This is a genomic window from Chloracidobacterium sp. (genome assembly GCA_016720705.1).
GTDB lineage: Bacteria > Acidobacteriota > Blastocatellia > Pyrinomonadales > Pyrinomonadaceae > OLB17.
Genome location: JADKKB010000007.1, coordinates 739,827 through 754,398, shown reverse-complemented (window position 1 = coordinate 754,398; position 14,572 = coordinate 739,827). Strand labels below are relative to the sequence as shown.

The following is a 14,572-nucleotide window of genomic DNA, read 5'->3' as shown; positions in this document are numbered from 1 at the left end:
ACGAATAACGGACGACCAACGGCTAACAAATTAAATGGATCTCATTAATCAAAATCTCTTGACGATATTGATCCTGTTGCCGGTCATCGGCGCAGTGCTGACGCTTGCTCACCAGACGTTTTGGAAGCAGGAAAGTCAGCTCAAGTGGGTCACGCTTGGATTTACCGTGCTTAATTTTCTGCTGTCGCTCGCACTTTTTTCAAAGTCGGCGGTTGCCGGAGCTAGCGGTTTTTTCTTTGAGCAGAACGTACCTTGGATCAAGGCTATAAATACGAATTATCACGTCGGTGTTGACGGACTGAGTTTCTGGCTCGTGATCCTGACGACGTTTATAATGCCGATCGCGGTCATCTCGTCCTGGAATGCTGTGGCCAAGCGTGCGACGGCGTTTTATATCTTTTTGCTACTGCTCGAGAGTGCGATGATCGGCGTATTTGTGTCGCTCGATCTATTGGTATTTTACCTATTTTTCGAAGCATCACTTGTACCGATGTTTTTCCTGATCGGTATCTGGGGCGGCGACAACCGCATCTACGCTGCAGTCAAGTTCTTTATTTTTACCGCATTGGGAAGTTTGCTGATGCTGGTGGCGATTATCGCACTGTATTACATACACGCAGATGCGACCGGCGTCGGGACCTTTGATTTCGTCACGTTGATGAATACGATGAAGCTTGGGCAACTGAGCTTTAGCGGACCATTGGCAAATGCAGGCACGCTGCTCTTTATGGCGTTTGCCCTCGCCTTTGCGATCAAAGTGCCGCTGTTTCCGTTTCACACTTGGTTGCCCGACGCTCATACCGAGGCACCGACCGCCGGTTCGGTCATTCTGGCAGCAATACTTCTGAAAATGGGAACGTACGGGTTGATGCGTTTCAACTTTGCACTCTTTCCGGATCAAAGCCGTGAATGGGCCTGGCTATTTATAATCCTCGCGATCATCGGCATCATTTACGGAGCCCTGGTCGCAATGGTCCAACCCGATATGAAGCGCCTTGTCGCGTATTCATCGGTTGCCCATATGGGATTTGTGGTGCTCGGTATGTTCTCGTTTACGGAATCGGGAATGCAGGGAGCACTGTTTACTATGCTGAGCCACGGTGTGACGACCGGAGCACTGTTCATCCTCGTTGGATTTATATACGAACGCCGTCACACGCGAGCGATCAGCGAATTTGGCGGCCTGGCAAACCCAATGCCGACCTATGCGACGCTGTTTGTCATTACGACGATGGCATCGATCGGACTGCCGTTCCTCAACGGATTTGTCGGCGAGTTTCTGATAATGATCGGAATGTTCGGCTCACACGCTCTGAGCGTCACGGCGAGCGTTAATTGGAATTATGTCGCGACGATGTTTGCGGGAACGGGCGTGATCTTTGCGGCTGTATACCTTTTGTGGATGGTTCAGCGGATATTTTTCGGCAAGATCACGCACGAAAAAAATCGCAGCCTCGCTGACCTGAATTGGCGAGAGATCGGGCTGATGATCCCGCTGTTGGCACTGATGGTCTATATGGGCGTGTTTCCCAAGCCGTTTCTGAAGCGTTCGGAAATGGCGATCAGGGCTCTACAGGAAAGGGTTATGGGCCAGGCGGGCGGTGTGATCGATCACGCAGGAGCGCCACCGACGACGCTGGTAGTTCCGAAGGCTGAAAAGTAGCTTTATGCGGTTAACCGTAACTTTGATATTGCTGCTCAGTGCTGCCCTGTCAGTCAGCAGCCAAGCGTATTACGGCACGACCGACGCCAAGGTATTTAGGGACGGCCGTGACGCTGAATTTAGGAACAAGGCGGAATCGCCGTTGAAGGACGAAGATCTTGCGAGCTTTAAGGGCTTAAATTATTTTGACAATGATACGGCGTTCAGAGTAAATGCCAAATTTACGCGAACTCCGAGCGAAAAGTATTTTCAGATGCCGACATCGTCGGGTATCACTAAAAAGTTCGTAAAGTACGGACTATTGACATTCGAGTTGGCCGGAGAACCGCAAACACTGAGCGTGTATCAGATGGATCCTGCGGTATTAGAGAAGTTTCCGGAATACGCCGACCTGCTGTTCGTTCCGTTCAAGGACTTGACGAACCGGACGGAGACATACGGCGGAGGCCGTTATATTGATATTAAGAAGCCTGGGAAAGGCTCGGTAAAATTGGACTTTAATCTTGCGTACAATCCGAATTGTGCATATGGCAGTGATAAATACAATTGTCCGATCCCTCCAAAGGAGAATTCGCTGAACGTGAGTGTGACGGCGGGTGAGAAAAGATACGAGTACACCGGTTACAAGGGGCCGCATTGACTCGAGGGCGAATAAAGTAAAATGAACACGTTTTTCCTAACAGATCTATTAGCACCGAGCGTGAACGTGACGGTTATAATGCCCGAACTCATCGTGGCTGTGGCCGGCATTATCGTAATGCTATACGATAGCTTTTTTCCGAAACAGCGAATGGTCTCGGGTGCGATCTCATTGATCGGATTGGCCGCATCGGGCATTTTGTTGGCGACGATGTGGGGCAGTTACCCACAGGGTAATGCCTGGGGCGGAATGATCGCCCACGACAATCTAAGGCTCAGTTTCGGGTTCGTCTTTCTCTTTGTGTCGGCGATGACGATCCTTGTTTCGACTGTCTGGGTCGAACGCGAAGACGTTCCGGCGGGCGAATATCACGCGCTTCTGATGTTTGCCACCTTCGGAATGATGATGATGTCGGCCGGCAATAACCTCGTGGTCATTTTCCTTGGGCTTGAGACACTGTCGATCGCGACATACGTAATGGCGGGCCTCAGACGAGGCGATCTGCGTTCTAATGAATCGTCGATGAAATACTTCATTCTCGGTTCAATTGCCTCAGCATTTCTGCTATACGGTATGGCGCTTGTCTATGGCGCGACCGGCAGCACCGATCTGACGCAGATCGCCGCCAAGATCGCTAACCCGAATTTCCCGGCTCTCTTGCTGGTCGGAGCAGCGATGATGCTGGTCGGATTTGGTTTTAAGATCGGTATGGCTCCGTTCCACGTTTGGACGCCGGACGTTTACGAAGGTGCTCCGACGCCGGTCACAGGATTTATGGCGGCGGGCCCGAAAGCGGCGGCCTTTGCGTCGTTTATGCGTATCTTCGTACTTGGTTTTCCGCTGATCGCCGGTGTGCAGGCCTCGGGATTGCTGCATCAAACGTGGATAACCGCTCTTGCCGTGCTGGCGATGCTGACGATGATCATCGGTAACGTGGCGGCGGTGATGCAGACCAACGTCAAACGAATGCTTGCGTATTCGTCGATCGCTCACGCGGGCTATGCCCTCGTCGGCTTTATCGGTGCGGGTGCGGCTAAAACCCCGGCGGCACGCGAAGAGGCGATAGCGGCAGTTGCTTTTTATATGTTGACCTACGCGGTGACCAATCTTGGTGCTTTTGCCATCGTCGCCCTCGTAGCACAAAAGAATGATCGGCGAGCCGAGTTCGAAGACTACAACGGAATCGGGTTTAAGTCGCCCGTTCTCGCATTTTCGCTTTCGCTATTTATGCTCAGCCTGCTCGGGTTGCCGCTGACCGCGGGCTTTATGGGCAAGATCCTCGTCTTTAGGCCGGCACTTGAGGCCGGCAGCACTCTGCTTACGATAATGGTCGTCGTAGCGGTCGTGAATACGGCGATCTCGGCTTACTATTACCTACGGCTGATCGTCGTGATGTTTTTCCGCGAACGAACGACCGAATGGGTCGAACCAAAGATGCCGATAGGCTTCGCGGTGGCCTTGGTCATAATGGTGCTTGGTGTTTTCTATTTCGGCATTTTCAGCGAGTCGGTGATCGATAAGTTTTCGCACTTGCCGGCCGCGGCGGTCATCACAGCCGAGAAGTAAACGACCGTACCCTTGGCCAATGGACAGAAGTAACACCATCCTCGGAGCCCTCGGGGCCGAATGGATCCCGACGATCTACGAGGAAAAGATCCGCTCGCAACGGACCCGCTCGTATTCGCTCGAGGTTTCCGAACGCGAAAATATTGCCGAGATCCAATACACACTGCTAGGGATCGAATTAAAGGTGGGAAAGCGACGCTTTTCGTGTCCGGATCTCGCGATGGCCAGATACTTGCGCGTTTTCGCACGGCTCGGTTGCACGTCCTTTGCCGTGCCCTATGACATCACTAAGATCTCGGCCGCCGCCGACGAATTGGAGACGTCGTGGCAGAAGATGCTTTTGCTTGTCGATGCTGAGTCCGATGATCGCTCCGAGGTGGCCCGAAAGCGTTTGAGAAGAACAATTCTCGGGCTCGTCCGAAAGGGAATCGCCGATATCGGCGCCGGAGCGCTAATGCCGGAGTTCAATCGTCAGACACGCCAGCGGTCGTGAAAGGTGTAAAAGATGCCGTACTATGACGATGACGGAAACGAACTTGATGCAACGTCGATCCCGACACCGGAGATGTGCCGAATCTGTGAGAAATTTGATGATCCGGACGAAGAGATCTATTGTGATCTGAACCGCCTGGGCCAGCGAAACGAGCCGCATTTTAAGTGCGCAGCCTTCGTCGGTCTTTACGGCGCATTGATTGATGATATAATTACCTAACAAGGGCGGAGATGTCTCTGCCGCAATTGTCTATATGTTTGACGCTGTCGCCAAAGCACCCGAAATCGAATCATTGCCTTTCCCGTATAAACAAAACGCGTTCTGCCGTTATGAGCCGATCGAAAAGCGCATACCGCACGCCAAGGTTTTGATCGTCAACAATCTGCTCAGATACGAATCGGATATGTCGGATCTCGCCCTGCGCGAGTGGAGCGGCACTGCAAAGAATAAACTCGAATTTGAACGAAAAGTCGCCGGAATGGCGTGTAACAATATTGCCAAAAATCTGCTGCGACTCGTCCAAAGTCCAAAGACGATGACAGTGCACCTTTCCGAGGTCGCGGCCGCCGCAAAGCAGTTTAGGCCCGATGCGATCGTAATGAGCGGCACGTATTCAGATTTTGACTATTACAACCCGAAGCACTTAAAGGAATTTGCGGACTTCATACTCCACACCAAGATCCCGGTTCTGGCCATATGCGGTGCTCATCAGCTTGTCGGAGTGTCGTTCGGTGCAAGCCTCAAGACACTCGACGATCGCGAACTCCGGGCCAAGCGTTCGGGCCGCGTGGTGGAGTACCAGTACCGATTTGTAAAAATTGTCGATATCACAGATCCGATCTTCGAGGGTAATGATGACAGAGAGTCGGGAATATGGCAGGACTATACGACGGATGATGATATTTTGCGCGTTTGGCAAAATCACGGCGTCCAGATCGATGGCGTCCCGGAGGGCTTCAAGCTACTCGCAACCTCTTATCTCTGCAAAAATCAGATGATGGTCAAGCGTAGCGAAGGCCAACTTATCTACTCCGTGCAGTTTCATCTCGAAAAATCATTTGAGGATTGGTCGACCAATCCGACCCGCTGGGAGCACCCCAATGAATCGCGGGACGGTCGTATTTTGTTTGAAAACTTTCTCAAACTGGCACTTAAACATCGATCGAACAGCTGATCGGCATCGGTCACGCAGTGATCGAAGAGTTTCGCCGGCAGTACCCCAAAATGCTATGAAACGTAAATCTCTGATCTTATTTACCCTCGCTCTGCTCTCTCTCGCAACCTACCCTTCGTCAGCACAATCAAAAACCGATAGTATAAATATCCCGATCATCGAGGTCACGGGAAAGGCTGAGATCGCCGTGGAACCTGATTCGGCAACTATCTCTGTCGATTTCACCAAAGTCGACAAAGACCTTCAGACCGCGCGGAAAGCAAATGAAGATGGCGTTGCTAAGATGTTGCAAATTGCCAGAAAATACGCCATTCCACCGCAGGACGTCCGTACGAACAACATCTCGGTCTCGATGAAATATATCTCGACCCGCGACCGACAAAAGCCGATATACGACGAGGACGGTGATGAGATCGGTACGCGCGAATTTCAGGGATATGAAGTTTCGCGGTCGGTAACCTTCAAGTTGACCAAACTCGAAGTGTTCGAGGCGATATTTAACGAGATCTTAACAACGCAGCCAACAGAGATCGACAGTGTGAGCTTCGAAACGTCAAAATTGATCGAACTTCGTCAAAAAGCTCGTGAAATGGCAATGAAAGCCGCTTACGAAAAGGCTCAAGCGATGACCGGAGCGATCGGGCAGACCATCGGAAAGGCGATCAAGATCAACGAAGGAAACGCCTCAGACAAATATTATTCTACGGGTAATTTGAATGCCAACTACAGATCCGGCTTAGACTTAACGACGCCACGAACAGTGTCGATCACAAATAAACTTGCAACTTTCTCGGTCGGTACGATCAATATCGAGTCGACGGTTACCGTGGTTTTCCAACTCAACTAATCAAAGCAGTTTGCCGGCACATTCTCGAGCGTGTTGATCATCAGCATATCAACGACTGCATTGAGGTCGCCGCCCGTTGCTTCCCACACCCGCAATTGCTCGTCGGCAGAGGTTCCGCGTTCGAGTATCGTGTGGATGTGTTCGATCTCCTTGCGTGAATCAAGCGGATCGACCACGTCATCGATGAAATCGAGTAATTCGCGGATCAGGTCGCGTGCCGGAACTTCTTTTTGCTTGCCGAGGTCGAGCATCATCCCGTCCAAACCATAGCGGATGGCCCGCCATTTATTTTCGAGGATGAGGCGGCGATGATAGATGCGAAATCCGATATTGCCCTCATTCAAGACCATCAGTTTTGCGACGATAGCCTGAAACAGTGCGGCGATCGCGATCGTGTCATCGACGCGGGTCGGTATGTCGCAAATGCGAAATTCGAGGGTCGGGAACAGATGGTGCGGGCGGACATCCCACCAGACCTTTGATCCATTCTGGATACAATTCATCTTGACCAGCAGATCAACGTAGGCCTGATACTGTTGGTACGACTCAAATGTGTCCGGGATCTCCGTACGCGGAAACTTCTTAAATACTTCGCTGCGGTATGATTTGAGCCCGCTATTGAATCCGAGCCAAAACGGTGACGACGTCGTCAATGCGAGTACGTGCGGCAGAAAGTATCGTGCCGCGTTCATTACCTGAATGCGTTTCTCGAGGTCCGGGATGCCGACGTGGACGTGTAAACCGAAGATCAGCAGACTGCGTGCGACCATTTGCAGTTCATCGACAAGCAACTTATAGCGGTCGCCGTCATAGATCTCCTGTTCCGACCATTTTGAGAACGGGTGCGTCGAAGCGGCGACGATCGCCATATTCTTTTTTCGGGCGAGGCTCGAAATGATACAGCGTAATTTGGTCAGGTCTTCGCGAGCTTCCTGGATATTTGCACAGACGCCCGTGCCGACCTCGATCATTGACTGGATCATTTCCGGCTTGATCTTTTCACCAAGCAGGAGCTTTCCCTCATCGAGGATCTCTGAAACGTGAGATTTCAACTCCCGTGTGTCGGGGTCAACTATCTGAAATTCTTCTTCAATACCGAGCGTAAATTGATCGAACATATTTATTTGACGTTAGGCTAAGTTAAGTTCACTGCGAAGATAGTCAAGGTCATCGGCCGCCAGATCCTTAAAACGGACACCGACACCGTGGCCCGGGTCCGAATATACCACAACGCCCGCAATATGCATTTCGCGGCCCGCGACGCTGACATTCATCAATATCGGCGTGCCAATATCAAGGGTCGAGGTCGTCGTCATATACAGGCCGCCAACCCCGATATCGCGGGTATTTGCGATACCCGTACCGTCGCCGCCCTCAAATCTGACGTCAACGATCAACTTTTTACGGTCCGAATCACGGCGTTCGGAAGGAGAGCTAGCTTCACTGGGAATATTTTCAGTCATTGCTTACCACCGATTATAGAAGAGTTTAGAAAGATATTCATTTGCACGGAGCAAAACTTGTCCATAATTCTAACCGAAAAATGTCTTAAAGGATAGAAAATTAGCGAACAAAAGAACGGTTATCCGTTGATTTCTTTGGCGATCTTTATAAATTCCTGAGCGGCGTGCGATAATTCCGAGTTTTTGCGATAGACAATATGGAGTTTTCGCTCGAGCTGCATCTCCTTGACCGACACTGCCGCCAATTGTCCGGCCTCGATCTCGCTCTTGGCAGTCAGTCGCGGAACAAGTGCGACACCATCCCCGCTTTGCACTAACTTTTTGATCGCCTCAAGTGACGGCAACTCGACCGCGATATTGAGCGGCGTATTGTGCTTATCAAAAGCCTCGATCACCTTTTGCCTGTAGGGCGAGGGAGCGTTGTGCGCGATAAAACTTTCGATTCCAAGTTGCTTGATTGAGATCGTTCCGGCAGATGCAAATCGATGCTGCGGAGCGACGATCAGAGTCAAAGCGTCCGTCAAAACCGGGATCGAAACGATCGATTCGTCGTTTGGCGAAAACGATATGATCCCGAGTTCGACTTCGCGGGCAGTGATCTGCTTTGGGATGCGGCTGGCTACGCCGCGCTGTACCTCGATCTTGATCAGCGGATGCCGGCGGCGAAACTCCGCGATCGCCGGAAGCAGGAAAAATACCGTATGTTCATTGGCGCTGATCGTGACCTTGCCGTGCTGCAGGTTGCGCATCTCGACAAGTGCCGTCTGTGCCGCATACCGCAGATTCATCATCTGTCGGGCATAGTCGAGCAAAACCTCGCCGGCAAAAGTCAGAGTCCCGTCCTTGGATGAGCGGTCGAACAATCGCTCGCCGAGTTCGATCTCCAGTCGCCTGATCGCCTGGCTGATCGCGGGCTGTGTGCGGTCGAGAACCTCCGCTGCCCGCGAAAAACTGCGTTCGCGAGCAACCGTGACCAAAACCTCTAATTGATTGATGTCCATAACCCGATTTAAGACGGCGGTGCCGTAAGATGCTCGACAGTCGATCGAAAATTGCTCAGTTTAACGCTAGCCGAAATAGATTATAGCGGCATTACGAAAGCTTATACAAAAGGGAATTGTATAATCGTGGCTTTCAGCGAGCCTACCGCCTAAGCTGGTCACACTGGCCGCGGCCGCCGCTCCTGATAAGTGGTTCACGATCGACTCGTTACCTGCACCGTCACCGACGGAGACGCGTTTGCACGAACGTTTGCCGTCGATGATTTTCGCCGCCACTGCCTGATCAACGGCCTCGACGACAACGGCCTCACCCTCAAACACGAATCCGCCAACACCGCCTACGAACAGCGATTTGCACGTTAGTACCGATCGTAAAATGGACTAGTTTTTATCTGTGGTGATCTGCCGGAGGTACTGTCGGGCTAGGTCGGCGCGGTCGCCGGTCTTGATCGCTTGGCGGAAAGCCGCTTTGGCTTCGGTCAATAGGCCATTGGACGCGAGGGCGACGCCGCGATCGAACGGCTTCGCCACGGACACGGCGTTTACCGCGGCCAGTGCCCGTTCATCGAGCACCTTGAAACGACCGGCGAATGCACTAAATTGGCTCTTTGCGTCCTCGGTCCGGACTTCCCACTTGTAAATGCTGCCTTGCCGGAGCGGCCTGTCGAACCGCCAATGCGTGGCCGTGACGGGCGGGCTAACCATTACAGGATCATCGTTTTCGTCAAATAATTCAAGAATATATTGACCGCCTTTCGGTCCAAATGCCGGCCAGGCGAAGTCGGGCGATCCGTTGCGAACGGCTTCGCCATTTGGCGAGAGCGTCACGCCGGATGGATCGCTCTTGCCGCGTAAGGTCGTTCGTGGCCGGATCAACGCTAAGAAGTCGGGCAGGCGGAGACTCGGAGCGACGGGAGCTTTTCCGACGATATCGACGGCCTTTATTTCAGCGCGATCAATTTTGGGCTCGATCGCTCTTAATTTCAGAGTGGTGCTTGCATCACTCGGGTTGCCGTCGGCGACCTCGGCGGTATCTGTATCGGCCACTGGCTCGACCTTTGCGTCGTCCGACGATGCGGGTGACACATTGGCCACGGGTTCGGCGGTCAATTCGGGTTCAGGGAGCGTCCGTTGATACAGAAATGCAGCCATCCCGATCAAAAGCAGTGCCGCCGCGGGCAGCACAAGGCGTAAAGCACGATTGTGCGATAAACTTCCGGCCCAGGTACGGATCGCGGCGATTAGTCCCAGCGGCTGTTTTGCTTGGCGTTCGATCTCGTGCAGACGCAATGTTTCAGCAAATTCTCGCAGTTCGCGAAGTTGAAAGGCGCAGGCCGAACAACTATCCGTGTGCGTTTCGACGATCTCTCGCGTGACGGCGTCAGCGGTTTCGTCAACAAATGGCTCCAGGTGTTCGGCGTAACTTAGATGAAAGGCGTCACGCTCGCTGTCGGCAAATTGGAGATCGATGAGTTGTTTGCTCCGGGACGTCGATGTTTCAACTACCTCAAAGCACTCGGGACACTGGTCAAGGTGGAGAATGACGTCACTGATCGCCCGTACGTCAAGGCGGCGTTCGGCGTAGTCCACTAATGTTGATCTTTCGGGATGTTGCATATCACCTCGTTTTGGCGGACGTATCAGGCCCTTTCCCGGTCGGAATTACTCCTTTTTCGACTCGGCTTGCCGGCGAGGCGGCGGCGAAGGTTTTCGCGAGCCACCTTTCGCAGATTCGAGACCTGTTTTGCAGTTATCCCCATTCTCTCGGCGATCAACTTATCCTCGAGCGGCAACAATGGGAGAATATGGGCACATTCTTGGGGCGAGAGTCCCAACGCTTCGGCCAGGTCACCAAGTTTGGCAATGCGGCTGTTAAAGAGCACAAATAGCATTTCGGTTCCGCTCTCGTCGCGGAGATTGTATAGCAGTGCGGTCCGCTGATTGATGGGCAAATCGGCGATCTCGAGCCATATCGATCTTAGTTCGTCTCGCGTTTCCATCGATCCTTGTAAATTGTCGTTTAAGGCGATCTCGGTTTCGAAAGCGGTTTCGAAAGGGACCTCATACTGATCCGCGACACTCCGCAGCCCGGCGGCGATCGAAACTAGCTCGTTTAGCCGCAAACTGCCGGCGGCACACGTCAAGATCTCTTTGATCAGATGGGGCAGGTCGAGTGTTCTAAATCCGGCCACATCGGCTTCGATCGAGCTGATGATCTGTTTCACGTCCAATTGGGTCGGATAGTTACCATTTGTCCGCAGTCGTACGTGGCTCGTGCCATTAATACTTGACTTTTCTATCTCCGAATCTTTTCCGGTGGCGTATCGGATCTTATTTTTTAGGCTCTGCCAATGGGGCGAGCGTTCGGCGAGCAGTGCGTGCCAGGTATTAAATGCGACCACTGCCGCATACGAGCCGATATCAAATACCTCGATGTTTCCGTTTCGGACATAGTTCTCGGCCGTAAGTCGTTCGATCATTTGCAAGCTCGCCTGGCTGCAAAGATCTTCGAAATCACGTTCCGAGTACCACGAACCTTCACATATTGCCGAGAGCATCTTAGTCCGCAATACACGTTTGATGACCGGTAATGCGTGGTCCTCGATCAATACTTTCAAAATTTGGGCAGACTCCGCACCCGTTGCCGCCCCGGCGTACAACCTCAGCAATTCATCGGTGTCCAGTATTTCGCTTAACGACATTTATCGGGTCGTTGCAATTATTCCATATCTCGCCACCAGAACTTAACTCGCAATGACATCGGGTCGAACGTGGACTGCGTAATGCAACGCACCACACGGTCCGCGTTCAACCCATTTGCCCGTAAGTTCGTGGGAAAAGTGTCGGAGATACGGGCAAATATTGCAAAAATGTCGTGTTTCAGATAGCCGAGGCTCCCCGCCTACATCATAAAGAGTGTAAAATTTACCTGTCGGCTACCATTAGATTAAAAAAGCTGAAATTGGACCGAGACAAACCGGATGTATTTGATGCGTGTATCTACATTCGGGGCAATTTTGCTTTTGACCGGTGATCGCGGATAAACTGATCGACGAGGAACTGTAGCGTATGGCGACCAAAGCGCCACAATTGTTAGTTTTTTCGGCGTTTCTCGTCTTCGCTTGTGTAAACCTATGGGCGCAGGGTGTTTCGTCGTTTGTGGTCAATGGCGAAGCGGCGCGGCAACGTGGCGAGAGATCAGATGCCGAGCGAAATTTTAAGTCAGCCATTGCTCTTGATGAGCGGGCCGGCGATCTCTCGGCGCAGGCGAGGGCTAATAATCTGCTCGGGCAGATCTCCTATACCTGGGCGGAGTATGCTCCGGCGATGCGGTATTTTCGCCAAGCCGAAAAATTGGCGGTCGCTGCCAAAGACAAGCGCGAAGAGGCGAGGGCTTGGGCCTTTCTCGGTCAGTTTTACTGGCGTGTCGGCAAGGTCGAAGATGGCGAAATGCTGCTTACAGACGCTCTCGAAGTCTTTGAAAAGACAAATGATGAAATAAACATCGCGCTTACTTTGCGGTTTTTGGGCAGATTGGAAAACGGCAAAGCTATATTTCCAAAAACTATTGACCAAGGCGTCTATTCAAACTGCAAGCCCGCTTTAGATCTTCTTGAACGTAGTCTGGCGATCTCCCGCAAGATCGGCGATGAAGAAGGTGAATTGACGACGCTCAAAGAGATCGGACTGGTCTATCAAAATCAGGATAAATTGCCGCAATATCTCGAAAAGGCAATGAGTTATTTTGAACCGCTGCGGATCCGTTTGAAAGATTCCAATTACCGGCGTTTGTATGCAGTGGTTTTGAATAATATTGCAACGAATCAATTCAACGCGGGGCGGGAATTCGCAAAAGTTTTGGGCCGAGTGGCGACCGCTGAAGACATAGCAAAGCTCGAAAGTTCTATCGAAACGGCCGACGAGGCCGCCCGGATATTTCGTGAGATAGGTGACCGGCAGGAATTGCGGGAAGTGCTCGACAGAAAAGTGTTTTGTTTTGCAGCACTCGGGCGGTACTCCGAAGTATTGCCCGTCGTGAATGAAAGCATTAAGATCGCCGAAGATCTCTATTATCAGCCGATCGGCGATCCGCTGGACAGCAGTCGTTACTTTGAGAGTTTGATCGGCAGCTACCGTGTAAAAATGGAAGTGCTGTATAAATTAGGACTCGCGGCAGAGATGTTGGAAACGCACGAAGCTATGAAATCATTGGCGCTTCGCAATCTGATGGATCGTCACAAAAATCACCGGCGGCGCGTCCTGTCTGCCGTAGATACGGCAGAAGAAAAGCGGCTTAACGACCAATTAAATCTGCTCAATCAAAAACTTTTACAGACCAAGCAAGCCGATAGTACAGATCCGTCGGTTGCCCAATTAGGACGCCAGTTGCGGACAGCACGTCTTGCCAAAGAAGAATGGCAGGCGAATATCGCTTTCGACAATGAAAGAGGTAAGCAACCGATTCGGCCGCAAAATATAGATATTTCACAAATGTGCGCCCTTTTGCCCGATAGCAACACTGCTTTTATCGAGTACACGACAAACAACGATTTTCTGGACGCAACCTTTGTATTAACGAAAGACGATACCGATCTTGTCCCGTCCTCCCCAATAACGAAGTTGCTGACCCATCGGACCGACCTTTCGGATGGGCAAGTCTGCAATCTGCGAGTCTTCTATCCTAAAGACTGGTTGGTTGGTGATCAATATAATAATTGGGCGATCAGCTTTAGAAACCGCTCAGCCGATTTCAGAGAACGGTTAGCCGGAAATTCGCCAAATTACAAGGGTAACGCCCGCCTGCTTTACAACGACCTGGTTGCTGATCTGATCCCGTTCATAAAGGACAAAAAACAAGTTGTGATCATACCGTCGGGGTCGGTCGGTAATATTCCGTTTCAGGCTTTGATAAATGAAAACGGTCGATTTTTGATCGAGGACCTCTCGATCTCATACGCGCCGTCGCTAAACGCTCTGGCGCGAATGCGAGCAAATCGGCTGAATCGGGAAGATTTCAAATTCGAAGGCGATTTTCTTGCTTTCGGCAATCCTAAATTATCATCGGAGGCCGTAGCGAATTTGCGTTCGCGATATCGTGGTGGCCAGATCGAAAGCCTCCCCGATGCCGAAACCGAGGTCAAGACGATCGGCAAGTTCTACCCGAAAGGCCGCACATACGTCGGGGCGAAAGCTACCGAAGGTGTCTGGCGCAGCGAGGCACCGAAATACCGTATCTTGCACCTTGCGACGCACGGCATAAGCGACGGCCAGAAGCCGCTGTTTTCGCATCTATTACTGGCGGGGGACCGTGCGGACGACGGCCTGATAGAGGCTCGCGAGATCGCCGATATGACTTTGAATGCCGAAATGGTCGTACTCTCGGCTTGTGAAACGGCCCGCGGCCGCGACATCAACGGCGAAGGAATGGTTGGCCTTGCGTGGAGCTTTGCCGCCGCCGGTGTGCCAAGTGTGATTGCCAGCACCTGGAACGTGGATTCGGCCGCGACGGCTGATTTTATGGTCGATTACTATCGCGCACTAAATGATCCCGCGGACATCTCAAAATCCGAAGCGATCCGGTCGTCTGCTATCAAACGCATAGGCGACGCCAAAACCCGACATCCGTTTTACTGGGCCGGTTTTAGTTTGTACGGCGATTGGGATCACTGATAATCGGATCTGAGCTGATAACAACAGGTGCTCTGCGGTTAGCTTGTTTGCAATT

14 protein-coding genes are annotated in these 14,572 nt (G+C 51.9%); 9 read left to right on the top strand and 5 right to left on the bottom strand.

Annotation, left to right across the window (positions count from 1 at the left end):
- The first annotated feature begins 34 nt into the window (after positions 1 to 34).
- The 7 genes from IPQ00_10585 to IPQ00_10555 are packed head-to-tail and all read left to right on the top strand — an operon-like array spanning position 35 to position 6,383.
- Positions 35 to 1,663, top strand: a complete 1,629-nt coding sequence (locus tag IPQ00_10585) for an NADH-quinone oxidoreductase subunit M (protein MBL0241003.1) — start codon at positions 35 to 37, stop codon at positions 1,661 to 1,663.
- A gap of 4 nt (positions 1,664 to 1,667) precedes the next feature.
- Entirely contained in the window at positions 1,668 to 2,303 is a 636-nt protein-coding gene (locus tag IPQ00_10580; protein ID MBL0241002.1) for a DUF1684 domain-containing protein, read from the top strand.
- 21 nt (positions 2,304 to 2,324) lie between these two features.
- Positions 2,325 to 3,869, top strand: coding sequence for an NADH-quinone oxidoreductase subunit N (locus IPQ00_10575; protein ID MBL0241001.1), 1,545 nt, complete (start codon positions 2,325 to 2,327; stop codon positions 3,867 to 3,869).
- 19 nt (positions 3,870 to 3,888) lie between these two features.
- Positions 3,889 to 4,362 carry a hypothetical protein gene (locus IPQ00_10570; protein MBL0241000.1) on the top strand — a complete coding sequence of 158 codons (474 nt, stop codon included), beginning with the start codon at positions 3,889 to 3,891 and terminating at the stop codon, positions 4,360 to 4,362.
- A 12-nt stretch (positions 4,363 to 4,374) separates the two neighbouring features.
- Positions 4,375 to 4,581 (top strand): hypothetical protein, encoded by a 207-nt coding sequence (locus tag IPQ00_10565; protein ID MBL0240999.1) that lies wholly within the window; start codon positions 4,375 to 4,377, stop codon positions 4,579 to 4,581.
- 34 nt (positions 4,582 to 4,615) lie between these two features.
- Complete coding sequence (locus IPQ00_10560) at positions 4,616 to 5,536, top strand: gamma-glutamyl-gamma-aminobutyrate hydrolase family protein (GenBank protein ID MBL0240998.1); 921 nt, start codon at positions 4,616 to 4,618, stop codon at positions 5,534 to 5,536.
- 55 nt (positions 5,537 to 5,591) lie between these two features.
- Complete coding sequence (locus tag IPQ00_10555) at positions 5,592 to 6,383, top strand: SIMPL domain-containing protein (protein MBL0240997.1); 792 nt, start codon at positions 5,592 to 5,594, stop codon at positions 6,381 to 6,383.
- On the opposite strand, the gene IPQ00_10550 is transcribed toward IPQ00_10555, so the two are convergent.
- The 3 genes from IPQ00_10550 to IPQ00_10540 form a co-directional block, all read right to left on the bottom strand.
- The gene (locus IPQ00_10550) at positions 6,380 to 7,501 is read right to left on the bottom strand and encodes a carboxylate-amine ligase (protein ID MBL0240996.1); all 1,122 of its coding nucleotides are present in this window, start codon (positions 7,499 to 7,501) and stop codon (positions 6,380 to 6,382) included. The two genes, IPQ00_10555 and IPQ00_10550, sit on opposite strands and share 4 nt — an antisense overlap.
- Positions 7,502 to 7,513: 12 nt before the next feature.
- Positions 7,514 to 7,846 carry a PilZ domain-containing protein gene (locus IPQ00_10545; protein MBL0240995.1) on the bottom strand — a complete coding sequence of 111 codons (333 nt, stop codon included), beginning with the start codon at positions 7,844 to 7,846 and terminating at the stop codon, positions 7,514 to 7,516.
- Between the two features lie 119 nt (positions 7,847 to 7,965).
- A complete protein-coding gene (locus IPQ00_10540; GenBank protein MBL0240994.1) occupies positions 7,966 to 8,847 on the bottom strand; it encodes a LysR family transcriptional regulator in 882 nt (293 codons plus the stop codon).
- 189 nt (positions 8,848 to 9,036) lie between these two features.
- On the opposite strand from IPQ00_10540, the gene IPQ00_10535 reads away from it, so the two are divergent.
- A complete protein-coding gene (locus IPQ00_10535; GenBank protein ID MBL0240993.1) occupies positions 9,037 to 9,210 on the top strand; it encodes a hypothetical protein in 174 nt (57 codons plus the stop codon).
- Between the two features lie 18 nt (positions 9,211 to 9,228).
- On the opposite strand, the gene IPQ00_10530 is transcribed toward IPQ00_10535, so the two are convergent.
- Together IPQ00_10530 and IPQ00_10525 are read right to left on the bottom strand one after the other, a co-directional pair.
- On the bottom strand, positions 9,229 to 10,464 hold the full coding sequence (locus IPQ00_10530; GenBank protein MBL0240992.1) for a hypothetical protein: 1,236 nt from the start codon (positions 10,462 to 10,464) through the stop codon (positions 9,229 to 9,231).
- 23 nt (positions 10,465 to 10,487) lie between these two features.
- Entirely contained in the window at positions 10,488 to 11,549 is a 1,062-nt protein-coding gene (locus IPQ00_10525) for a hypothetical protein (protein ID MBL0240991.1), read from the bottom strand.
- A 367-nt stretch (positions 11,550 to 11,916) separates the two neighbouring features.
- On the opposite strand from IPQ00_10525, the gene IPQ00_10520 reads away from it, so the two are divergent.
- Positions 11,917 to 14,517: a CHAT domain-containing protein gene (locus IPQ00_10520; GenBank protein ID MBL0240990.1), complete on the top strand. Its 2,601-nt coding sequence runs from the start codon at positions 11,917 to 11,919 to the stop codon at positions 14,515 to 14,517.
- The last annotated feature ends 55 nt before the right edge of the window (positions 14,518 to 14,572 follow it).

Excerpts from the sequence above, each read along its gene's own strand:
- IPQ00_10585 (MBL0241003.1), top strand. The coding sequence starts at position 35 with ATGGATCTCATTAATCAAAATCTCTTGACGATATTGATCCTGTTGCCG.
- IPQ00_10580 (MBL0241002.1), top strand. The coding sequence starts at position 1,668 with ATGCGGTTAACCGTAACTTTGATATTGCTGCTCAGTGCTGCCCTGTCA.
- IPQ00_10575 (MBL0241001.1), top strand. The coding sequence starts at position 2,325 with ATGAACACGTTTTTCCTAACAGATCTATTAGCACCGAGCGTGAACGTG.
- IPQ00_10570 (MBL0241000.1), top strand. The coding sequence starts at position 3,889 with ATGGACAGAAGTAACACCATCCTCGGAGCCCTCGGGGCCGAATGGATC.
- IPQ00_10565 (MBL0240999.1), top strand. The coding sequence starts at position 4,375 with ATGCCGTACTATGACGATGACGGAAACGAACTTGATGCAACGTCGATC.
- IPQ00_10560 (MBL0240998.1), top strand. The coding sequence starts at position 4,616 with ATGTTTGACGCTGTCGCCAAAGCACCCGAAATCGAATCATTGCCTTTC.
- IPQ00_10555 (MBL0240997.1), top strand. The coding sequence starts at position 5,592 with ATGAAACGTAAATCTCTGATCTTATTTACCCTCGCTCTGCTCTCTCTC.
- IPQ00_10550 (MBL0240996.1), bottom strand. The coding sequence starts at position 7,501 with ATGTTCGATCAATTTACGCTCGGTATTGAAGAAGAATTTCAGATAGTT.
- IPQ00_10545 (MBL0240995.1), bottom strand. The coding sequence starts at position 7,846 with ATGACTGAAAATATTCCCAGTGAAGCTAGCTCTCCTTCCGAACGCCGT.
- IPQ00_10540 (MBL0240994.1), bottom strand. The coding sequence starts at position 8,847 with ATGGACATCAATCAATTAGAGGTTTTGGTCACGGTTGCTCGCGAACGC.
- IPQ00_10530 (MBL0240992.1), bottom strand. The coding sequence starts at position 10,464 with ATGCAACATCCCGAAAGATCAACATTAGTGGACTACGCCGAACGCCGC.
- IPQ00_10525 (MBL0240991.1), bottom strand. The coding sequence starts at position 11,549 with ATGTCGTTAAGCGAAATACTGGACACCGATGAATTGCTGAGGTTGTAC.
- IPQ00_10520 (MBL0240990.1), top strand. The coding sequence starts at position 11,917 with ATGGCGACCAAAGCGCCACAATTGTTAGTTTTTTCGGCGTTTCTCGTC.